The 22781-nt window shown below is 45.1% G+C and carries 21 protein-coding genes, 1 tRNA gene and 1 pseudogene; 13 read left to right on the top strand and 10 right to left on the bottom strand.

The genetic code is table 11. From position 1 onward, the window contains the following. Positions 1-124: 124 nt before the first annotated feature. A complete protein-coding gene (lptB, locus tag B5F71_RS06255; RefSeq protein ID WP_022040080.1) occupies positions 125-943 on the bottom strand; it encodes an LPS export ABC transporter ATP-binding protein in 819 nt (272 codons plus the stop codon). A 153-nt stretch (positions 944-1096) separates the two neighbouring features. On the opposite strand from lptB, the gene B5F71_RS06250 reads away from it, so the two are divergent. Both B5F71_RS06250 and B5F71_RS06245 read left to right on the top strand, forming a co-directional pair. Next, on the top strand, positions 1097-1837 hold the full coding sequence (locus B5F71_RS06250) for an ABC transporter permease (RefSeq protein ID WP_022040081.1): 741 nt from the start codon (positions 1097-1099) through the stop codon (positions 1835-1837). 13 nt (positions 1838-1850) lie between these two features. Further along, complete coding sequence (locus tag B5F71_RS06245; RefSeq protein ID WP_022040082.1) at positions 1851-2618, top strand: ABC transporter ATP-binding protein; 768 nt, start codon at positions 1851-1853, stop codon at positions 2616-2618. 101 nt (positions 2619-2719) lie between these two features. On the opposite strand, the gene B5F71_RS06240 is transcribed toward B5F71_RS06245, so the two are convergent. The 4 genes from B5F71_RS06240 to B5F71_RS06225 form a co-directional block, all read right to left on the bottom strand. Further along, positions 2720-3517, bottom strand: a complete 798-nt coding sequence (locus B5F71_RS06240; RefSeq protein WP_087208543.1) for a MotA/TolQ/ExbB proton channel family protein — start codon at positions 3515-3517, stop codon at positions 2720-2722. Between the two features lie 51 nt (positions 3518-3568). Then, a tRNA-Ser gene (locus tag B5F71_RS06235) sits at positions 3569-3656 on the bottom strand. Positions 3657-3759: 103 nt separating this feature from the next. Further along, positions 3760-4539 (bottom strand): TatD family hydrolase, encoded by a 780-nt coding sequence (locus B5F71_RS06230; protein ID WP_087208541.1) that lies wholly within the window; start codon positions 4537-4539, stop codon positions 3760-3762. A gap of 23 nt (positions 4540-4562) precedes the next feature. Further along, positions 4563-5546, bottom strand: coding sequence for a polyprenyl synthetase family protein (locus tag B5F71_RS06225; protein ID WP_087208539.1), 984 nt, complete (start codon positions 5544-5546; stop codon positions 4563-4565). Between the two features lie 139 nt (positions 5547-5685). On the opposite strand from B5F71_RS06225, the gene cmk reads away from it, so the two are divergent. The 3 genes from cmk (at position 5686) to pfkA (ending at position 8332) form a co-directional block, all read left to right on the top strand. Further along, positions 5686-6378 (top strand): (d)CMP kinase, encoded by a 693-nt coding sequence (cmk, locus tag B5F71_RS06220; protein WP_087208553.1) that lies wholly within the window; start codon positions 5686-5688, stop codon positions 6376-6378. Then, positions 6371-7267 (top strand): 4-hydroxy-3-methylbut-2-enyl diphosphate reductase, encoded by an 897-nt coding sequence (locus B5F71_RS06215; protein ID WP_087208537.1) that lies wholly within the window; start codon positions 6371-6373, stop codon positions 7265-7267. The genes cmk and B5F71_RS06215 overlap by 8 nt, the downstream gene beginning before the upstream one ends. 84 nt (positions 7268-7351) lie before the next feature. Next, positions 7352-8332: a 6-phosphofructokinase gene (gene pfkA / locus B5F71_RS06210; RefSeq protein WP_013619221.1), complete on the top strand. Its 981-nt coding sequence runs from the start codon at positions 7352-7354 to the stop codon at positions 8330-8332. Positions 8333-8421: 89 nt separating this feature from the next. Here the strand turns inward: pfkA and B5F71_RS06205 are convergent, their stop codons facing one another. After that, positions 8422-9267: a S1-like domain-containing RNA-binding protein gene (locus tag B5F71_RS06205; protein ID WP_087208535.1), complete on the bottom strand. Its 846-nt coding sequence runs from the start codon at positions 9265-9267 to the stop codon at positions 8422-8424. Positions 9268-9377: 110 nt separating this feature from the next. Here B5F71_RS06205 and B5F71_RS06200 point away from each other — a divergent pair, with 110 nt between their 5' ends. Both B5F71_RS06200 and B5F71_RS06195 read left to right on the top strand, forming a co-directional pair. Further along, complete coding sequence (locus B5F71_RS06200) at positions 9378-10229, top strand: endonuclease/exonuclease/phosphatase family protein (RefSeq protein ID WP_140400064.1); 852 nt, start codon at positions 9378-9380, stop codon at positions 10227-10229. Between the two features lie 66 nt (positions 10230-10295). Beyond that, positions 10296-11102, top strand: coding sequence for an AraC family transcriptional regulator (locus tag B5F71_RS06195; protein ID WP_087208549.1), 807 nt, complete (start codon positions 10296-10298; stop codon positions 11100-11102). A gap of 11 nt (positions 11103-11113) precedes the next feature. Here the strand turns inward: B5F71_RS06195 and B5F71_RS06190 are convergent, their stop codons facing one another. Beyond that, on the bottom strand, positions 11114-12610 hold the full coding sequence (locus tag B5F71_RS06190) for a RagB/SusD family nutrient uptake outer membrane protein (protein WP_087208533.1): 1497 nt from the start codon (positions 12608-12610) through the stop codon (positions 11114-11116). Positions 12611-12632: 22 nt separating this feature from the next. Beyond that, positions 12633-15716, bottom strand: a complete 3084-nt coding sequence (locus tag B5F71_RS06185; RefSeq protein ID WP_087208531.1) for a TonB-dependent receptor — start codon at positions 15714-15716, stop codon at positions 12633-12635. A 494-nt stretch (positions 15717-16210) separates the two neighbouring features. Here B5F71_RS06185 and B5F71_RS06180 point away from each other — a divergent pair, with 494 nt between their 5' ends. The 6 genes and pseudogenes from B5F71_RS06180 to B5F71_RS06155 all read left to right on the top strand — a co-directional run bounded on the left by B5F71_RS06180 (position 16211) and on the right by B5F71_RS06155 (position 21198). Next, positions 16211-16909: a dihydrofolate reductase family protein gene (locus B5F71_RS06180; protein ID WP_162609932.1), complete on the top strand. Its 699-nt coding sequence runs from the start codon at positions 16211-16213 to the stop codon at positions 16907-16909. Positions 16910-17085: 176 nt separating this feature from the next. Beyond that, positions 17086-17250: pseudogene (locus B5F71_RS20975) on the top strand (alpha/beta hydrolase); the annotation flags it as partial. Positions 17251-17659: 409 nt separating this feature from the next. Then, complete coding sequence (locus B5F71_RS06170) at positions 17660-18037, top strand: DUF2141 domain-containing protein (RefSeq protein WP_225226387.1); 378 nt, start codon at positions 17660-17662, stop codon at positions 18035-18037. After that, on the top strand, positions 18034-20190 hold the full coding sequence (locus tag B5F71_RS06165) for an outer membrane beta-barrel family protein (protein WP_087208525.1): 2157 nt from the start codon (positions 18034-18036) through the stop codon (positions 20188-20190). Before B5F71_RS06170 ends, B5F71_RS06165 begins: the two co-directional genes overlap by 4 nt. A 97-nt stretch (positions 20191-20287) precedes the next feature. Continuing rightward, the gene (locus B5F71_RS06160; protein ID WP_022039110.1) at positions 20288-20926 is read left to right on the top strand and encodes a hypothetical protein; all 639 of its coding nucleotides are present in this window, start codon (positions 20288-20290) and stop codon (positions 20924-20926) included. Next, positions 20911-21198: a transcriptional regulator gene (locus tag B5F71_RS06155; RefSeq protein WP_087208521.1), complete on the top strand. Its 288-nt coding sequence runs from the start codon at positions 20911-20913 to the stop codon at positions 21196-21198. Before B5F71_RS06160 ends, B5F71_RS06155 begins: the two co-directional genes overlap by 16 nt. A gap of 123 nt (positions 21199-21321) precedes the next feature. Here the strand turns inward: B5F71_RS06155 and B5F71_RS06150 are convergent, their stop codons facing one another. Next, positions 21322-21540, bottom strand: a complete 219-nt coding sequence (locus B5F71_RS06150; protein WP_087208519.1) for an Arc family DNA-binding protein — start codon at positions 21538-21540, stop codon at positions 21322-21324. A gap of 4 nt (positions 21541-21544) precedes the next feature. After that, the gene (locus B5F71_RS06145) at positions 21545-22492 is read right to left on the bottom strand and encodes an SPFH domain-containing protein (RefSeq protein WP_087208547.1); all 948 of its coding nucleotides are present in this window, start codon (positions 22490-22492) and stop codon (positions 21545-21547) included. Positions 22493-22781: the final 289 nt, after the last annotated feature.

The raw sequence follows: 22781 nt of genomic DNA, 5'->3' as shown, positions 1-22781 counted from the left end.
CCGACTTATTGTTTTAATTACTACTATATTTCCTATTCAATTTTTGAGGTTGCAAAAATAGTGTTTAATCTTACAATAACCAAAAAGTCAACGTAAAATTTCACAAAACACCTGGCAGATAATGCTATTCGCGTATATCTCTCATCTGAAAATCTTTCCGGCGGAGCACAAAACTGTTACTCAAATATTTCTCACGCACAATCTTGTTGGCCGCCAGTTCTTCGGGTGTGCCTTGAAACAAGATTTTACCTTCGAACAACAGGTAAGCCCGGTCAGTAATGCTCAATGTTTCCTGCACATTATGGTCGGTAATCAGAATGCCGATGTTCTTATCTTTCAATCTCCATACAATATGCTGGATGTCTTCTACAGCAATAGGGTCGACTCCGGCAAAAGGCTCGTCCAACATGATAAACTTAGGGTCGATGGCTAAGCATCGGGCTATTTCCGTACGCCGACGCTCTCCCCCTGACAACTGGTCCCCCAAGTTCTTCCGGACCTTCTGCAGACGAAATTCGGCTATAAGACTTTCCAGCTTTTCCTTCTGATACTCTTTCGAAGTCTTGGTCAGCTCCAATACTGAAGCGATATTGTCTTCCACGCTCATCTTCCTGAATACGGAAGCTTCCTGCGCCAGATAACCGATACCGTTCTGCGCACGCTTGTACACCGGATAGCTGGTTATATCCTGGTCGTTCAAGTAAATATGTCCCTCATTGGGCACAATCAGTCCCGTCGTCATATAAAAAGAAGTGGTCTTCCCTGCCCCGTTCGGCCCCAGAAGCCCCACGATTTCCCCTTGCTTCACATTAATGGAAACGTGGCTCACCACGGTACGCTTGCCATACTTCTTCACCAAATTCTCAGTACGAAGCACCATACGTCCGTCAGCCGGAAGCTCGAAATTGCCTGTAGCCTGTTGCTGGTTTTCCTGTTCTGCCATATTGCTCTAAAATTCGTTTGCGTGATAAAAATCTTCGGCAAAAGTAGTAAAAAACTTGGGTTATGTGGTCATTCGCCCTAATTTCCTCTTCCCTTTTATTATAATATAGCTAAAAAACCGTACTTTTGCACTAAAATCAGACTTGAATAAGATATGGTAAAGCCAATTTCAAACTTCGGGAAATACATCATGCTTATGGGCAGGGTATTCGCCCGTCCTGAACGGTTCAGGATGTATTTCAAACAATACGTCAACGAAATGGCACAGCTGGGCATCAATTCCATCGGAATCGTCCTGCTGATTTCCTTTTTCATCGGCGCAGTCATCTGCATCCAAATCAAGCTCAATATAGAAAGCCCTTGGATGCCACGTTTCGTGGTCGGCTATACGACCCGTGAAATCTTGTTGCTGGAATTTTCCTCCTCCATCATGTGTTTGATTCTTGCCGGAAAGGTGGGCTCGAACATTGCATCCGAACTGGGAACCATGCGCGTCACCCAACAGATAGATGCACTCGACATCATGGGCGTAAATTCGGCATCGTACCTGATTCTCCCTAAAATAATCGGACTGATGACCATGATTCCCCTTCTGGTGGTATTCAGCATCTTTGCGGGCATTATCGGAGCCTTCTGTACTGCCTGGTTTGCCGGCATCATGAATGCCACCGACCTGGAATATGGTATCCAGTACAGTTTCGTGGAATGGTATGTGTGGTGCAGTTTCATCAAGTCGTTGTTCTTTGCTTTCATCATCGCCAGCGTTTCGGCTTTCTTTGGATATACAGTCGAAGGCGGTTCCATAGCAGTGGGTAAAGCAAGTACCGACGCTGTAGTATCGAGCAGCGTACTGATTCTGTTTTCCGACCTGATTCTAACCCAATTACTCAGCTAAAGCGAAACCAATCATGATAGAAATAAAATCAATATACAAATCTTTCGAAGACAAGAATGTGCTGGAAGACATCAGCTTCACTTTCGAAAACGGGAAAACCAACCTGATTATCGGACAGAGTGGCTCGGGAAAAACCGTGCTGATGAAATGCCTGGTAGGACTGCTCGCTCCCAATAAAGGTGAAGTATTATACGACGGGCGTAACTTTCTCACAATGGACAAGAAAGAAAAAAAATCATTGCGCAGAGAAATGGGGATGATTTTCCAAAGTGCAGCTTTGTTCGATTCGCTCACCGTACTGGAAAACGTGATGTTTCCCCTTGACATGTTTTCCAACAAGAATTACAACGAGCGGGTCAAACGTGCCCAGTTTTGTCTGGACCGGGTCAACCTGCTTGATGCCCAAAAGAAATATCCCGGCGAAATAAGTGGAGGTATGCAGAAACGTGTGGCAATCGCCCGTGCCATTGCTCTTCAGCCCCAATACCTGTTTTGTGACGAACCCAACTCCGGACTGGACCCGAAGACATCACTGGTAATTGACGAGCTGGTACACGACATTACCACAGAATACAATATGACCACCATCATCAACACCCATGACATGAACTCGGTATTAGGTATCGGCGATAGCATCCTTTACATTTACCAAGGGCACAAGGAATGGGAAGGCAACAAAGACCAGGTATTCAGTGCCACAAACGAACGGCTGAACAATTTCATCTTTGCTTCCGACCTGCTTCGGAAAGTGAAGACCGAAGAGGCCTCGAAAGTAAAATAACCTTTGCAAAAGAAATGAACCTATGTTCATCAGCCCACGAACTTATCTTCGCCCGCTGATGAACATAGGTTCATAAGCATACGGACCTATATCCGCCCATATCATCTTTTATACTTCCAGTTGTATTTCATCACCAAGTCAAGGAATGTCAAAGAGGCTTCCTTCATCCGGTTCTCCATTGTTGCAATCCGATTCTGGATGTAAATGTAAAACACATAAAGCACAATGGCCGCAACCAAAGCAAATATCATAGGAAACAGAGCCGTACGTATATTCCCCGCCATATCCGATACCGAAAATCCACCGGCATAGCAAAGAGAATCAAAAGCCATAGCCATACCAATTACTGTGCCCAATACGCCTAACGACAACGTCGTGACAATAAACATCCTTATCCACAAGCACCTTTTCTTCAGATTACCCGATTGTACTTCCCGATAAGAAACGACCATCCGTTCTACCACATCCGAGTCCTCATCGATTCTCGACAAGCCGTGATAACAAACAGCCGCTACTGGTCCACGCGTGTTATGACAAAGATTCGTAGCTCCTTCCACATCACCTTTTTCCAATGCAGACGCTACTTTTTCCATCAATTTCCGGATATCGATATCCGCCAAGCCCAACGACAGGATACGCTCTACGCAACAAGCCAAGCCTAATACGAAAGCAATGCCGACCAATGACATCAAGCCAGAATCTCCTTCTTTCCATCCTGAGGTCAGAACTCCGGGCACACCTCTTTGCCCAGCGGTCTCAACTGTGTCCTTGTCCATCACCTCATACTCTTCCGCTTGTTCGAATCCCTTGCTAATATCTGCATCTTGAGCCCTTGCAGAATAAACCATTCCCAATGACAGAATACCTGCCACCGCGAAAAATGCAAAAAACTTCTTCATCTTGGATTTGTTTAAAGATTCATATAAGACCTGATAAATCTTACCTTGCTGCGGAGAGAACGGGATTCGAACCCGTGATACGCTTTTGACGTATACACGCTTTCCAGGCGTGCCTCTTCAACCACTCGAGCATCTCTCCTTGACTCTTATGACCGTATCTTAGAAATTCGTGTGCAAAAGTATTCTTTATTTTTGGTTTTGCCTAAGATTTGGCGTACAAAAGTCTTCCAGCAAAGATGAATTTAATATATTTTAAAAACTTTCAGTGCGTTTGCTGATGTCACAGAGGCTATTCCAGCCATCGGGACTCCATAAATCTCAGACAACCTCTCTGCTACTTTCACAATAAATGCACTTTCGTTCCGCTTTCCCCGATAAGGCACCGGAGCCAAATAAGGCGAGTCGGTCTCCAGCACCAAACGCTCTAATGGCACCGATGATGCCAATACAGCCGGTAAGGTACTCTTCTTGAATGTCACAACACCATTTATCCCCAACATAAAACCGGGATAATCCAACAAGCGGAGCGCCTCTTCCTCTGTACCTGTAAAACTATGGAAAATACCTGTCAGACTCTTTTTGTCATACCGCGAAAGCACTTCCAACAATTCGGAACAGGCGGCACGGCAATGGATGACCAACGGCAAACCATACGTCAATGCCCATTCTATCTGTCTGTGCAACACCTCTACCTGCTCTTTCAGGTAAGTCTTGTCCCAATACAAGTCAAGCCCCACCTCTCCGATACCATAAAACCTCCTGTCTGAATGCAACCACCGTTCTACACGCTCCAGACGGATTTTCCAATCAGCATCTACCGATGTGGGATGCAATCCAATCATCGGATAACATCCTTCATGTTCGTCGCACAAAGCCAGCATCTGCTCTACCGATGCATCATCAATGTTGGGCATAAACAAACGTGTCACTCCTGCTTCACGGGCACGAATCAATGCCAGTTCGCGGTCTCCGTCAAACTCTTCGACAAACAAGTGTGTGTGTGTATCTATCAAATGAACCATAACCCCTCCTTTCATTTATCCAGTTACAGGTTACGGTGCATCAGACCGACTACAAAATCCAACAGATGCCGCTTGTTCTCCTGCGGAACCTGCACCTGTTCCAATAAACGCATCCCTTGCCCGTAATAATCTTCTATCTTCTTCTGGCACAGTTCTCCGATTTTCTCCTTATTATATATAGCCGTCACAGCAGCTATCTTTTGTTCAGGCATATAATCTCCGGCAGTAATCCAGTGCATCAGTTCGGTACGGGTTCCGGCATCAGCTTGCTCGAAAGCCGTAATCAGCATAAAGGTTTTCTTGTTGCAAAGAATGTCTCCCCCGATATTCTTACCAAAGACTTTCGGATCGCCATACACATCCAAATAGTCATCCTGCAATTGGAAAGCCAAGCCGATCTGGATGCCGAAGTCATACAACTTCCGGGCATCTTCCTCGGATGCACCTCCTAAAATCGCCCCTATCTTCAACGAACCCGCCAACAACACCGAAGTCTTCAAGCGTATCATCTCAATGTATTCATCTACCGACACATCATTACGGTGCTCGAATTCCATATCCCATTGCTGCCCCTCGCAAACTTCCAGCGCCGTTTGTGAAAATACTTCCATTATCGGTTTGACATACTGCGTAGGACAATCTTTCATCAAGAACTGATAAGCCAAGATAATCATGGCATCGCCCGAGAGAATTGCCGTATTTTCATTCCAACGCTTATGTACCGTCGGCTTCCCTCTCCGCTTGTCTGCCTTATCCATCAAATCATCATGCAAAAGAGTAAAATTATGATATGTCTCCAGTGCAGCAGCCTGCGAAAATACAGCCTCCACATCTTCCTTATATAAGTTGTATGCCAATAGCAACAACAATGGACGGATACGTTTTCCGCCAATGGCAAGTACATATTCTATCGGTTCGTACAAACCTTTCGGGTCGCGCATATAAGCCAGTTTTTCCATATACACATGGAAAAGCCCTTGCATTTCTTTCGTGGTCAATTGTTTCATAATTCTTTGGTATAAATAATGCTCCGGAATACTCCGTACTGCAAATATAACAGAAATCTTTAAAGGGTTGTCAAGAAAGAAAAGAAATCTAACAAAAATGTGTATCTTTGAAGCGCAAACCATAAAAACGAAACAACGTATGAAAAAAATAGTCATCGCCATCGACGGTTTTTCGTCGTGCGGAAAAAGCACTATGGCAAAAGACTTGGCAAAAGAAATCGGCTATATCTATATCGACAGCGGTGCCATGTATCGTGCCGTAACCCTATATTGCATCGAACATGACTTATTCGACCCGGACGGAAACATCCGGACCGAAGCCCTCAGACAACACATGGACGAGATACACATTACGTTTCGCATAGACACAGCCACCCAGCGCCTGCACACCTTCTTAAACGGAAAAGATGTAGAAGAACAGATACGTACACTTGAAGTGTCCTCAAAAGTCAGCCCTGTGTCAGCACTTGATTTCGTGCGCCATGCTTTGGTGCGCCAACAGCAAGACATGGGCAAAGACAAAGGCATTGTAATGGACGGACGCGATATCGGCACCGCCGTATTCCCCGATGCCGAACTGAAGATTTTTGTCACAGCTTCACCCCAAATCCGTGCCAAACGCCGCTACGATGAGTTGTGCGCCAAAGGACAGAAAGCTTCATTCGAAGATATCCTGCACAATGTAGAAGAACGCGACCGTATTGACCAGACCCGTACCGTAAGCCCCTTACGAAAAGCTGAAGATGCTATCTTACTGGACAACAGCAATCTGACACTCAGCGAACAGAAAAACTGGTTGTTGGATCAATTCAAACGTGTAGTCTATGAATAACAAGACATCCCCCCAAATAGAAATAGACGAAAGTTCAGGCTTCTGTTTCGGTGTGACTACTGCTATCCAGAAAGCCGAAGAAGAATTGTCTAAAGGTGCTCCTCTGTATTGCCTGGGAGACATCGTCCACAACGGACAAGAATGCGAACGCCTGAAAAGGCTCGGGCTCCTTACCATAGACCATGAGAAATTCGGCACACTGGAAGAAGTAAAAGTCTTACTACGGGCACACGGCGAACCTCCCTCTACATACGAACTGGCTCGGCGAAAACACATCGAAATCATCGATGCCACCTGCCCCGTCGTATTACGGCTTCAGAAGCGTATCAAGCAAGAATATGACACCCCTGCCCCTGAAGGACGAAAAAAACAAATAGTCATTTTCGGGAAAAACGGACACGCGGAAGTTTTAGGACTGGTAGGACAAACCAATGGTGAAGCTATCGTAATTGAGAATCTGGAAGAAGCCAAACAACTGGATTTCAACAAAGACATCCGGCTCTATTCACAAACTACAAAATCCCTGGACGAATTCAGAGAAATCGTTGCTTATATCCAAGCACATATTGCCCCTCATGTCACGTTCCAGTTTTACGATACCATCTGCCGGCAAGTAGCAAACCGCATGCCAGAAATACGCCGTTTTGCTGCAGCCCACGACTTGGTATTTTTCGTTTGCGGACATAAAAGCTCGAATGGAAAAATACTTTACCAAGAATGCCGCAAAGTAAACCCCAACTCTTACCAGATAGACCAACCTGAAGAAATAGACCGCAACTTGTTACAACAGGCACGTTCAATCGGCATTTGTGGAGCGACCTCTACCCCTAAGTGGCTGATGGAAGCCTGTAAAGAAACCATTTTGTCACTCAACCGACAGCCCGGATAATGTCAAAAAATGGAAATATTTATTTGCTTGTAAACTAGTTTTTTGATACCTTTGCAGTATCACTATATAACGAATAACAATTTTATGGGAACTATTAAATGTATTGGTATTCTGACTTCGGGAGGAGACGCCCCAGGTATGAACGCAGCCATCCGTGCCGTAACACGCTCTGCTATCTATAACGGCTTGAGAGTAAAAGGCATTTACAGAGGATACAAGGGATTGATTACAGGAGAAATTCAAGAATTCAAAACGCAAAACGTAAGCAACATCATCCAACAGGGAGGAACAATCCTGAAAACAGCACGTTGCCAGGAATTCAAGACCCCGGAAGGACGTAAGATTGCATACGAAACGATGCAACGTGAAGAAATCGATGCCTTGATTGTCATCGGAGGGGACGGTTCGCTGACGGGAGCACGCTTGCTGGCCCAAGAATACGACATTCCGTGTATCGGCCTGCCCGGAACCATCGACAATGACCTGTATGGCACAGATACAACCATCGGTTATGACACCGCACTGAACACCATTCTGGATGCAGTGGATAAGATTCGTGATACAGCCACCTCACACGAACGTCTCTTCTTCGTAGAAGTAATGGGACGTGATGCCGGATTCCTTGCCTTGAATGGCGCTATTGCCGCAGGAGCTGAAGCTGCAATCATCCCCGAATTCAATACAGAAGTCGACCAACTGGAGGAATTCATCAAAAACGGATTCCGCAAGTCAAAGAGCAGTTCCATTGTGCTCGTTGCAGAGAGTGAAATCACTGGCGGAGCCATGCATTATGCCGAACGCGTAAAGAACGAATATCCGCAATATGACGTACGTGTCACTATCTTAGGGCACTTGCAACGCGGAGGAAGCCCCACGGCACATGACCGTATCATCGCCAGCCGTATGGGAGTAGCCAGCATCCAAGCGCTCATGGAAGGCCAGCGCAATGTAATGATCGGTATCGAAAACGACCAAATCGTATATGTGCCGTTCAGCAAAGCCATTAAAAACGACAAGCCCATTGACCGTGAATTAGTCAATGTATTGCATGAATTGTCCATCTAAGGCTTAACACAATAAAGAATTGACTCAAAACAGAAAATAACGTTATCTTATTCATACAGTTATCTTTCTGTTTTGAGGCAATTTCATAATCAGTCCTGAGGAACAAGACGAATGCCTTCTTTTTCCAAGACAATCAGACGTTTCTTGTATAAATCGCCGACCGCCTTTTTAAATGTTTTCTTACTTACCCCGAATGTATTGTAAATCACAGCGGCATCGGTTTTATCGTTCATCGGTGTAAATCCGCCTTGTGCCTCAATATATTGAAGCAAGGTCTCCGCAAAGTCGTCTATCTTTTCAAATCCTGCTTTCTGCAAAGCCAAATCAATCTTTCCGTCTTCACGTACCTGCCTGATATAAGCCAGGACACGTTTTCCCGGACTCAATGGCTGGAACACCTCGTTGTGATATAACATCCCGCTGAATTTATTATCCACAATGACTTTATAACCTAAATCCGTACGTTGCCATACCAACGCATCCACTTCTTCACCGGCTTCATATACCGGATGTTCTTTCGACAAGAAATGCTCCACTTTGGCAGAAGCAGCAATACGGTAACTTTCCTCATCTATGTATACATAAACAATATACTTACCACCCTTCACCATCTTTGTCTTCTGTTCCCGATAAGGGACAAACAGGTCTTTCATCAACCCCCAGTCCAAAAAAGCACCAAACTGATTGACCCAGGCCACTTCCAGGCAAGCAAACTCTCCTACCTGTACATAAGGTTGGAGTGTGGTAGCTACCAGCCGCTCTTCCATATCCAGATAAATGAAAACATTCAAGACATCACCTGGAACGCAACCTTGTGGAACATAGCGTTTTGGCAACAAGATTTCCCCGTCTTCCCCACCATCCAGATACACACCGAAATCTACCTCCTTCACAACCTCTAACTGATTGTATTTTCCTAACCGTATATGACTCATAAAAATATTTTTGTTACAAAGATAGAAAGTTTTTTCCATATATTTCGTATCTTAGCCGGATATAAGGAACATCCCGTATAAAACCAACCTATCAAACCATTATAAAGATTATGAAAAGACTTTTTTTAGCCATTGCCGTTATCACATCGGCATTTTTCTCCTTACCCTGCCAGGCACAAACGATTACTTGGGCGACATTCAACATCCGGTATGATAACCCTGCCGACCAATCGAACAACTGGCAATTCCGCAAAGACACCGTCACACGGTTCATCCAGGCACAAGACATGGACATCGTAGGCATGCAAGAAGTGCTGCACAACCAATTGGAAGACCTGCTGCAGCGCCTTCCTGGCTATAAATCTATCGGAGTAGGACGCGATGACGGGAAAACCAAAGGCGAATATGCTCCTATATTATATAAGGAAGACAGATTCGAAGTATTAGACAGCAACACATTCTGGCTTTCACAATATCCTGACAGCATAGGGTTTATCGGATGGGACGGAGCCTGCACACGCATTGCAACCTGGGCGAAAATGAAAGACAAGCAAAGCGGAAAAATCTTTATGGCAGTCAACACACATTTTGACCATGTCGGTGTTACTGCCCGACGGGAAGGCGCCTTGCTGATTATCCGGAAAATAAAAGAAATAGTAGGCGACCGCCCCGCGGTACTGACGGGCGACTTCAACGTAAACGACCAATCGGAAGCTTACCGCACCATTACTTCCAACGCATTCGTACTGAAAGATGCGGCTAAGATTGCCGGCAAACAGACGGGAGTGGATTACACTTTCCACAACTTCGGGCAAATTCCTTCGGAGCAATGCGAGAAAATAGACTTTATCTTTGTCACTCCGCAAATAAAAGTACTCGACAGTTTCATTCCGAAAGAAGCGGCACCGGGAAGCAAATTCCTGTCCGACCACAATCCGCAAATCGTACACCTTATATTATAACAATATATATACAAAAGACTAAGTGACATGAAACAACAAAATCAAACGGAAGACCTTACCGGCCCGATGAAAATGATATTCAACTACAACAACATTTTCTTCAGCTTCTTCTACGATGATACCAGCGGATGCATTCACCGCTCCCGTGAATTTGCCATGAATTATGTTTATTCGGGGGAAATGTTGCTCGATAACGGCAAAGAACAAATACACGTGAGCAAAGGCGAATGCGTATTTATCCCTCGCGACCATCATATCACAATGTATAAACGGACAGCCAATGGCGAAAAATATTGCGGTATTTTCCTGATGTTTACCCGCAACTTTTTAAAAGAGATGTACACCAAATCCGAACAATACAAAGCGCCGGCAAATACTCCTAAATTAGATTCGGGAGTCATCAAACTGCCCAAAACAGCGGAAATCACCAGCCTTTTCGCCTCCATGACTCCTTATTTCGACCCCGATGTAAAACCGCAAGACGACCTTATGCAACTCAAACTGCAGGAAGGATTGCTTGCCTTGCTCCATATCGACAAGCGTTTTGCTCCTACACTTTTCGATTTCAATGAGCCCTGGAAAATAGACATTCTTGATTTCATGAACAAAAACTATATGTACGAGTTCACGATGGAAGAACTGGCACATTATACAGGCAGAAGCCTTGCCACCTTTAAACGTGACTTTAAGAAAGTGAGTAACCTTACTCCGGAGAAATGGCTGATACGGAAACGGCTGGAAGCAGCATACGACTTAATGAAAGAAGGCAGACGAAAAATAGCCGATGTATATACGGAGGTCGGCTTCAAGAACCAGTCTCATTTTTCGTCTGCTTTCAAGAAAATGTATGGCGTATCCCCTACGGCTTTGTAACCGTACGCCCTTTAACGGGGATTCTGCACCATATTCGGATTGGCATCTATTTCGGTTTGCGGGATAGGCAAAGCAATACGAAGGTCATTGGGCTGGATAGTCCATGCATCAGAAGTATCCAACGTCACCAAGTGCCAGCCCTTGTTGCGCACAATAGGCTTGCCGTTGCGCAGGAAATCAAAGAACACTTGCCCTTCACCTACCAGTTCCCGGCGCACTTCTTCCAAGATGCGGTCAATGGTAAAACCTGCAGTCGAGACCTGCATACCGGTATTCGGCGTACGCTGGCTGATTAAATCATTCAGGTAAGTACGCCCCGTTTCTGCATACGAGCCTCCTAAATGGAAGCCAGCCTCTGCAGCATTCAGATAGACTTCGGAAAGACGGATGATACAGATGTCATTGTCTTGCGGATTGCCGGTCTTTCCGGGAAACTTCGTAAGAAACACTTTCCGGTCGCGTGCCGCTTCAGGCAATCCTCCATTGTCAGGCGTAACGGAAGCAACTGTCACGCTATGACGCACATCGTCAGGGTCCTGTTCCAGCAAGTCTAAGTAGTCTTCACTCAATATCAAGTTGTTCCAGTCGAAAGTCGCTTCATTGGCATAAACCATCGGAGCGCCTTCACCTCCTGTTCCTCCTGCAGGTTCGGTCATCGTTATATACAGTTCGAAAAGTGATTCGGACTGGAAATCCTGTCCCCATACAGCAGCATATTCACTCTGCGTATAAAGCTGATAAAGCCCTCCATTATTCTCGATGACATCCGTCGCAGCATCCCATGCCGCCTGATACTCTCCCATATCCAGATAAACACGTGAAAGCAAAGCCTGTGCCGCCCAATAATTGACATATCCGTCCGCTTTCTCACGCGTCAGGTCAGGCAAAGCCTCCGTAAAATCCGCTACAACCTGTCCGTAACATTCAGCAACCGTATTACGGGCAGGAGCCGAAGTCGGATCAGTAGGAGACGTAACAATAGGTACGCCCAGAGACGCACCGTTATCATACATATAAGGCATGCCGAAGAAACGTGTCAAATTGAACAATGCCAACCCACGCAAGACCAATGCTTCAGCCTTGATGCTTGCCAAATCTTCATCGGCAGCTCCTTCAATGCCTCCTTCCTCAATACGCTGAAGAATATTGTTCGCCTGACGGATGACAATATAAGGCTGTTGCCAAGGCAGAGTAATGTTCAGGTTATCGGTAGCCTGGACATTGTACTCGTAATAAGGAGACACACGCCGTCCGTCTCCTTTGGTAACCCGCGCCTGTACATCCATGGCACGGCAATCTCCGTAATACCAGTAATTGTCGCCATAATAGCTATGCAAGGAAGTCTCACGATAGACTCCGTTCAAAGCAGTTTCAATATCAGTCAGTGTAGACAAAGCCTGGTCTGTCGTGACCGAAGTAGACGGATTCAAATCAAGCCAACTATCTGAACAAGAAGTTGCCGCCAACGAAGCCGCCATCATTCCTATATATAAAGTAACTCGTTTCATACTGTTGTTTCTATCCATTGAATTAGAAAGTTAATTGTACACCAAAACTGAATGTGCGCATAGTCGGAGCTTCACAGAACACTTCGCCATTCACCGGAGTTTCCGGATCGTAATATTTCCATTTCGCCCATGTCAGCAAATTGCTTCCGGAAAAATAAACACGCGCATTCTGCAGCAATACCTTTTGTGTCCAACGTTCGGGCAAAGTATAACCGAAAGTCAAGCTCTTCAACCGCAAATGGTCGGTACTGTGAATATAACGTGAAGAGTTTTGCGGTCCAGCCGCTTCTCCATAGACAAAACGCGGCACATCGGTCACATCACCGGGCTTCGTCCAACGGTTGAGCGTATAAACGGACAAATTATAACCCGTACTTCCGGTTTCGTTCCCATAAATTCCAGTTGTCCCGTTTTCAATATAAGTTCCGGCTTTATCGAAAGAATATCCTCCCAACGAATAAGTCAAGGTAAAGCTCAAATCAAAGTCCCGATAACGGAATTGGTTGGTCAAACCGCCCGACACCTTCGGCTCCGCTCCCTTATAAGCGATGGCTTGAGCTGCATTTGCATCCGTCGTAAGCGAACGGTTCAGGCTTCCGTCTTCATTGGTGGTATTCAAGTAATATTGCGCCTGTCCGGTCTGCGGATCCACACCGGCGTACTCCTTTACATAAAACGTATGATACGGCAACCCTACCTTATGAATGAACCACGTGCCTTCGATAGACTGCTCCAGCTCGCCGTTCAGCGATACAATCTTATTCCGGTTATGGCTCAAGTTGAAAATGGTAGTCCAGTTAAAACCGTTCGAAGAAAAGTTCAAGGTACGCAATTCCAATTCCACCCCTTTATTGTTCAATTGCCCCACATTGGCAAGATAACTGGTAAAACCGGTTGTAGAACTGATTGGCAAATTATACAGCAAGTCTTTCGTGTCGCGGTTATAATATTCCAGACTGATAAAGATACGGTTAATGAAAGACAAATCCAATCCGATATTCAAGTTATAGTTCTTTTCCCACTTCAAGTTCGAATTCGGCTGGGACGATTCATACGAGCCCGCATTGCCGATATAGTTCTGCCCATACGAATACAAACCCATATATCCGTATAACGAATTCGGCTGGTTTCCGTTCACACCATAGGATGCACGTATTTTCAAGTCACTCAAAATATGGCGCACAGGCTGCATGAACGATTCGTTGCCGATGTTCCACATGCCCGACACAGACCAGAAATTCCCCCAACGGTTATCCGGCGAAAGGCGCGAGCTTCCGTCCCGGCGGAAACTCCCTGCCACATAGTAGCGGTCATCATAATTATAATTCAGGCGCGACAAATACGAAATCATCCGATAAGCTTGCGTCGATGACATAAAGTCGCTCAATGAGGCGGCATTGTCCGGTTCTGTCAATATTCCGGAAGGCAAACCGAACGCCTCGCCTACGGCATGGTCGGTCTCATAACTTTCTACTTCATAAGCTGCCAGAACATCCAGATTATGCTTGTCTGCAAATGTATGCACATAATTAATAGAGGTAGACGAGTTCAGCCGTCCATATTCGATAAACCCTTTCGCCGTACGGGCATCGCTCCCGCTTTTGGGTCCCGCCGAACTGAGCGGATTGTAATAACGGGCATCCTTCTGGATATTGTAATCGTAACTCAACGTTTCCTTCAGCTTCAGTCCCTTTAGGGGTTCTATCTGGGCATATCCCGTACTGAACATACGAGTCATGCGGGTACGGTTGTAGTCGGTCAAGATATCCCGCAACGGATTCAATGAAGACCCCGGATAAGCTCCCGTATAATTGCCTTCCTCATCGCGTACAGTCATTGAGGGATTCATCGTCACAGCCACATCAAAGAAAGGATTTATGGCAGAAGTACGTTCCTCGTTCAATTCCTGGTTCATCTGCGAGAACATCATGTTAGCTCCCACTTCACCATACCTGCCAACCTTTTGAGTCAGGTTCAGACGGGCAGAATAACGTTTCAGGCTTGAGTTCTTGGCAAGCCCTTCCTGCTTGTCATACCCCAACGAAGCATAATATGTCGTGCGTTCGCTTCCTCCCGAAACCGATGCCTCATAGCGCTGCTGGGAAGCCGTACGAAGCAATTCCTTACGCCAGTCCGTATATCCCATCGAAGGAATGGAAGCATAATTGTCTATCAGCCCGTCGGCATATTCCGTGGGCGATTCCATCCCCTGGTCTGTAGCATAATTCACCAAGCCCTCATACAATAATTCACGCCGTTGGTCACCGTTCAGTGTCGGCCGGAAATCGACAGCAGAGTTCGAGAATCCTCCCGACACATTCAGCGTGACTTGCGTCCTGCCTAATTTCCCCCGTTTGGTGGTAATCAAGATAACGCCGTTAGCCGCGCGCGAACCGTAAAGCGAAGCTGCAGCCGCATCTTTAATCACCGTTATGTTTTCAATATCAGAAGGGTTCAGCGTGCTCATGATATTTGTTTTCGAATTATTCATATACGATGCGTCAAAGCCTCCTGTACTTAAATTTCCGGAAGTAACCGGCACGCCGTCAATTACGAACAAGGGTTCTTGCGACGCGTTAAACGATCCCATACCACGGATACGGATGCTTTGATTGGCACCCGGTTGCCCCGAACTTCCGGTAATGTTCACACCGGTAGTCATCCCTTCCAGTTTCTGCTCCACATTCATAACAGGAATGTCTTTCATCATATCCGCCCGCAAGGTATTGGCAGAACCGGTAAATGACGACTTGGTAAAATTACCATATCCCGTCACTACGACTTCCTGCAACATCTGATTATCAGGCTGCAAAATGATATTCAACTTGTCACGCCCATGAGGGATACGGACTTCCTGAGTTTTCATACCTACATACGAAACAATCAAAGCCTGAGTCTCAGAAGGCACATCAAGCGTATAATGCCCGTTGATATCAGTAATCGTACCTTGAGCTTCGTTTCCTTTAATGGCGATGACAGCCCCAATCAAGGGTTCGCCGTCTTCAGCCGAAGTGATAATGCCTTGCAATGTACGGTTTTGAGCGACAACCGTCTGCCCCACTAAAAACAAGGCAATGAAAATAAACAATACTTTCTCTCTTGACATAAGTTATAAATTTTTGCCTATACACTACTTCCTTTGCAAAACAAATACCAAACACCGGCTTTTCACGTCCGATTCATCAAAACACATTAAACAACAACATTTTACCATTGCAAAAAATAAAGAAGGAAATCAAATCGGCAGATATTATTGTAGAAAAAATCCACAATCTGTGCAACATTGCCACACTATAAAAAAATGAATGTCCGCAAAATGTCAATGGTATGAAAGGAGTTAGAAGAAGTTATGCTCGCTTCGCCCACAGGAGTTAAAGGACAATAGTTCTGTTAGGATTTCCATTAGTAAATGCATTGGCTTCTAACTCCCTTTAACTCCCTGAAATAACTTCTTATTAGTGAAATGCGGACAATCATATTATAAAAAGCATATCTTTCATTTTGAACTTTTCAACAATATAAATTGAGCCTTTCAGCAATCAGACTAAATAAGTTCTGCCCTATCTTTGTCTTTGTAATCATAAAAAATGAATCAACATCATGAAACCTTACATCATTTGCCACATGATGGCATCCATAGACGGACGCATTGACTGCGATATGACGGAACGCATTGGCGGAAACGAATATTACGAAGCACTGGAGCAACTGGCTTGCGACTCCGATTTATCAGGACGTATAACGGCGGCCATGCACATTGCCTTACCCGAACCTTCTCACACCGACAATCCGAAACCGGCAAACCAATCTTCGTTTTACAAGGCAACAGAAGCAAAAGGATATTCCATCGTACTCGACTCGAAAGGCAAGCTGAAATGGCCTGGCAACAATATTGACGGAAAACCAATGCTCGTCATCGCAAGTGAACAAGTGGCGCAAACCTATCTTGACACCTTATGCAGACAAAACATTTCGTGGATAACAACCGGAAAAGAAAAAGTTGACTTGACCCAAGCCGTAAAGATGCTGAATGAACATTTTGGCGTAGAACGTCTTGCCATCGTAGGAGGAGGACACATCAACGGAGCCTTTCTGAAAGCCGGACTGCTGGACGAAGTAAGCCTGGTAATCGGTGCCGGAATCGATGGAAGGAAAGGAATGACCGCCGTATTCGATGGCATTGATGATAAAAATTACCCCACCACCCTTCTGAAACTGAAAAGTATGGAACGCATCGGTGAAAACTCCGCCTGGTTGCGCTATAACGTCATTGACACTACAAACCCAAGCAGGCCTTAACCATGAAACATCCACTGAAAAGACTTTATACAACCCTGCTGGCAGGCTTATTTGCCACCTCCAGCCTTATGAATAATCCCATCAATTCTAATAGCTTTATAGAAGAAAAACTGACTTTAACACAAACGTGGGACAAAGTATTCCCACAGAGCGACAAGGTAGACCACAGCAAGACTTACTACAAAACCAAACGCGGCTACCACAAACGTTCGCTCAACTCGAACAGTGGATGGAATCAGACTTCTTCACTTTCGTTCCTCAACATGCCGATTCTGACGTACGCCGGTGAAATCCGCAATGCCGTATTGCTTGTCCACGGCGAGAAAGCACACTCACGTTAATTCAGCGAAAAATCCCGTTCGATAAAATCGAACAGTTCTACCACAATATAGCTGCACCGTTTGTAAGATTAATAATCTTACAGCGTGAAGATTAATAATCTTTCGGCATGAAGATTAATAATCTTACAAACAAGGCAGTCATGTGAACACATGAAACGAACACATCAAACCCAAAAAACTATTTGTAGAAATTCAAAACAGTTTCTTCTAAATACCGATGTTCATATAAAATAATGTAAGCAAGACTCTAATAAAAAAAGAAGTTAAATTATTTCCTTTTATTGGTTTATAAAATAAACTATTCTATATTTGCAAAACAAAAGCAAGGGAAAGCGCGCACTCTTGCTTTTATTTAACGTATTTGGTTTATGCCATAAACTTATTTATCAACTTAAAACAATAAATAATTATGAAAACAATCTGCTTTATAATCGCGCTGTTAAGCTTGTCTGTATCTGCTTCAGCCAAAGGATTTTCTATCTCCATCGGCAATATCCGCAATGATAACGGGAATATCTTGGTCATGCTTCAAGCGGACGGACAAAACAAACCTGTTTACGGAATGGCAAAAGCACAAAAGGGAGAGGTGACCATCACAATAGAAGAAGTGACTTGGGAGCACTTTACCATTTCTGTCTTTCACGATGAAAACGAGAATTGGCAAATAGATACAGACGAACAGGGAAAACCTGTAGAAGGTTTTGCACGGGAAAAGCATCATCCGAAGAAAAAAGAAGATGCATGTAAGTTGAAATTGTTTTATTTCGATAATCCTTTAGAACGATGAAACGCCTGGTCTTTCTCTACCTATTATATACAGGAGGCATTGCACTTCTACATGCGATGCCTATCGCCCCACAGGCATTGACGGACAGCATCCATGCTACATTGAAAACCTACGACCTGCCAGAGATAACGGTGAGAAGCAGTAAAATCAAGCGGAATGCCGACCGGTTTATCATGCAAGTGACACCATCCTCGGGAAAAAACGGAATTGAATTGTTGAAAGAAGCACCCGGTGTATGGCTTTCCGACAAAGGGATTTCCATCAACGGAGCGTCTGGAGCCAAAGTCTATATCAACGGACAGGAAGTGAGGCTGGAAGGAGAACTTCTGTACTTCCGCCTGCAATCCTTGCAATCAGCAGACATCCAGCGCATCGAGATACTTCCCTTCTCCGGAGCTGAAAAAGATGCAAACGCTCAAGGCGGTGCTGTCTATATCCTGTTAAGAAAACCCAAGCAGAAAGGTTGGCAAGGGCATTTCTCGCTGATGTCCACAACAGAACATTCCGCCCAGCAATATCAGCCTAACGGAAGTTGGCATGCACATTGGGACAAATGGGACTGGTACGCTTCCGCTTCCATAACCTGGAAACCGGAAGATGCAAGCGATTGGAACGAAGACCGCATCTATCGCCAAACAGGCAAACAGTTTCAAAGCACAGGAGCACGAAAGCAAACATCAGATTATGAGACGTTCCGCTCGGGCATCATCTTCTCGCCCGACACGCTGAATACGTTCGGACTGGAAGTGGAATACTTCCGCCATTCATCCGATAACCCGTCGCATAGCCGTGACGCAATAAGCAACAGACATGAAACGGTCTATAGCCATGGGAATTACCACCAAAAATCTGATTACGACATGACATCCGTTAATTTCAGCTACCAGCACCGCCTGTCACATTCCTGTTCGACATTAAAAATATTGGCAGACTATACCGGCAAACATGCAAAAGGAAAAAACCGCTACAACATCCTGCGCCAAGCCGAGGATTACAAAAAGGATACTTTATACCGGTCGCAAACAAAAGCCGATTACCGGATTATCAACGCAGATGTGTCATGGAATAGCAAATCTTTCCAAACAGGTGCCAAATACACACAAACCTATACCGATAACACTTCGGCATACGAAGGATTCCGTAGCGGAACCACGTGGACGCCCCTGCCCGATTTCGGTTACACACGGGATTACCGGGAACAGATAGCCGCCTGGTATGCACAATACACATTTACCCGAAGGAAATGGTCGGTAAAAGCCGGACTCCGGTTGGAATATACCCATACCTCTAACCGGGAAAATAACGTAAACCAACGGTATTTCGACTGGTTTCCGCACATGGATGTCAGCTATGCGTTCGATCCTCTCCAACACTGGATGCTGGCAGGACAATATGGCAAGTACATCGAACGCCCGGCATTCGCGGCACTAAACCCGAACCGGACACAAACCTCCGACTATAGCTACCAGATAGGAAACCCTTGGCTGAAGCCTACTTACATCAACCGCTTCAGCCTGACGCTAATCTACAAATACCGCTACACCTTAACCATAGGAGGCAATCTGCATAAAAACCTGATTCGCGAGTTTACCAAGCAAGACGAAGCAAATCCGGACATCGCATACGTCACTTACGAAAACCACCATCGGGAAAATCATTGGTTCGTTGCAATTTCCGCTCCTTGGCAACCCACAGGCTGGCTAAACCTTACCGCCAACTTTATCGGATCCAGGCAAGACATCTATATGAATCCCGAAGAGGAACGGCAAAGCCATTGGCTTTATTTCATCCGCGCCCAAGCCGAATGCTTCCTGCCTTGGGATCTTTCACTTGAAATGAAATACAGCGGAACTTCACGCTTACATTCGGGGAATAGCGAAATCAATCCCTATCACACGGCAGACATCCGCTTGCAGAAAAAATTCAATCAAGGGAAATGGATACTCACGCTGGGCATAGACAATCTGTTCGACCGTTCTTCCGGCTATGCATGCCATACGGAAGACTACGAGAGAGACATACATATCCACACAGCTTCGCAAGGGAGGACATGGAAAATAGGAATCGCATGGAACTTCGGAAAAGGGAAACAAGCGAAAAAGACGGAAGTGGAAAAAGGCAAATTTTCCCAGCGGAACCGTTTGGCAGATTGATGAAACCGTTTTATATTTGCAAGCAAAAGCAAGTCCTCGTTTTCTTGCTTTTATTTTTCCGCATAAAGTTTATAACATAAACCATTTTATTAAGACTATGGAAGAAAAGACATTAAACGAAAAAGAAAGCCTGGAAATCATCACACGCATGATTCAGGAGACGAAAAACAAATTGGAAGTAGGCGACGGGAATATGTTGTTACTATGGGGATATGTGTCGGTATGCACGGCTATACTTGTCTATGCCCTGCTTTTATGGGTTCAAACCCCACAAGTCAACTGGCTTTGGTTCCTGATTCCCCTCATCGGGTATGGGGTTACGCAAAAACAAAAAAGGAAAGAAGCCAACGTAAAGCCACATTCGTCCAGCTACGTTGATAAGGTTTCCGCCGGAATCTGGAAGAGCGTAGGCATTATTGCCTGCTTGTTTGCAGCTATTTGCATGGCTTTTATGTTTTGCGGATACAACTGCTGGGTACTGATGTTTGCATACGCTTTCATCATTATCGGATTCGGAAGCATAGCGCAAGGGATTATCATCCGTGAACAAAGTCTGACATTCGGAGGGTTGTTCAGTATAGCCGCGGGAGGAGTCGTGGCAAGCTGCGCCATCTGCGACATACCGATTTATATCACTTGGGCGATACCTTTGTACATCCTTTGTTTTATCTTGATGATGATTATCCCCGGACATATCATTAACCGTAAAGCCAAGAAGCTATGCCGAAAGAACTGAATCCGTTGCTGCATTCCCAGCTAAGACTTGGCGTGATGTCTATCCTGATGGTAAAAGAGGAGGCAGACTTTGTATACCTGAAAGAGAAGACCGAATCCACCGCCGGCAATTTGAGCGTACAGCTCGACAAGCTGGCGGGAGCAAGTTATATCACCATCGAAAAAGGCTTTGAAGGGAAACGCCCACGCACCACATGCCGCATCACCCCCGAAGGAAGGGCCGCTTTTGAGGAGTACGTCAATACGCTGAAGGTGTATTTGCACTTAGAATGAACGGCGAAGGCAACTATATGCACAAGTCTGAAAGGGGCATGCCTACGGACATGGCATGTCCCCTTTATCATAGTAGAGACGATTGCACATCATCTCTAATGTTTAGGAAGACTGAAACAGTTTCTATATCTCAGCGGTTCCGGATGCTGTATTTTCTTCCTGCTGCACACTACGTTTTCTTTTTTTCAACCTGCCGCTCTTCCGCAACGCTTCGGTAATAATCCACTGAAGTTGCCCGTTGGTACTACGAAACTCATCGGCAGCCCATTTCTCGACAGCCTCCATTGTATCCGCATCCAATCTCAAGACGAAACTTTTGGTTGTACTCTCTTTCTTTGCCATAGGATTAATGATTCAACGTACCCGTATTCAGAACAGGTTGGGCAGACTCATCGGCACAAAGCACTACCAGCAAATTACTCACCATAGCGGCCTTCTTGTCATCGTCCAGTTCTACTATCTGGTCTTTTTCCAACTTGTCGAGTGCCATATGAACCATTGATACAGCACCTTCTACTATCTTCTCGCGTGCGCTGATAATTGCCGAAGCCTGTTGGCGACGAAGCATTACGGCAGCAATTTCGGGTGCATATGCAAGGTAATTGATACGTGCTTCCACAACCTCCATACCCGCCATTGCAAGCCGTTCGTTCAGTTTCTGTTCCAATTGTTCGTTGATTTCATCTCCTCCCGAACGAAGAGTCAGTTCACCTGTCTCGCCTTCATTGTCATCATAAGCATATTGTCCCGCCACCTGACGCAATGCAGCATCACTCTGTATTTTCACAAAATTCTCAAAAGCATTCATCCGTCCGGCTATGGCATTGCCGGCATTGGCTGCAGCTTCTTTTCCACTTGCCGCCATCGTTTGCGAATCAATTTCAAACATAGCCTTGTACGTATCCTTCAGCTTCCATACCAGCACCAGTCCGATAAGAATGGGATTCCCTATCTTATCATTGACCTTAATGGGTTCCACATCGAGATTACGTGCACGGAGCGAGAGTTTTTTCTTGGCAAGAAACGGATTGACCCAGAAAAATCCGGTTTCTTTAAACGTACCTTTATATTTACCGAAAAACACCATAGCACGCGCTTCATTAGGCTCCAATTGCATATAACCGGCAAACAGCACACACCATACAAGGAAAAGCAATACGCCGATAGCATATCCCGCTTCGGATACCTGTACAAAACAGCCTACAATAGCAGCACTTACGATAATCAGATGCACGAATAACATTGCAAATCCATTCAGCCTGAATCCTTTGAAAATCATTTCTTTTGTTTCCATAAACATAACATTAAAGTTGATATTATTTTAATATCACAAATATATATAAATGAATTGATACAAACAAGAGTAAAAGGAATATTTTCAAATTGATTGCAGGGGGCATATCGCATACGCTCTGAAAAAGCTCTACATGGATAAGTTGGTGCATTCGGGCGTATGCGATACGTCCCTACATTGGCTGTTTATGAATCTTCATTTATTTTTATTCGATTCAAGAGTTAGAAGCTGCGTTCCATCAGACACCACGCCAAGAACATTTTTTATGGAAATCCGAAACAGTTTCTTA

This window comes from Bacteroides sp. An269 (assembly GCF_002159755.1).
Classification (GTDB): Bacteria; Bacteroidota; Bacteroidia; order Bacteroidales; family Bacteroidaceae; genus Phocaeicola; species Phocaeicola intestinalis.
This window is presented reverse-complemented; position numbering and strand designations above follow the sequence as displayed.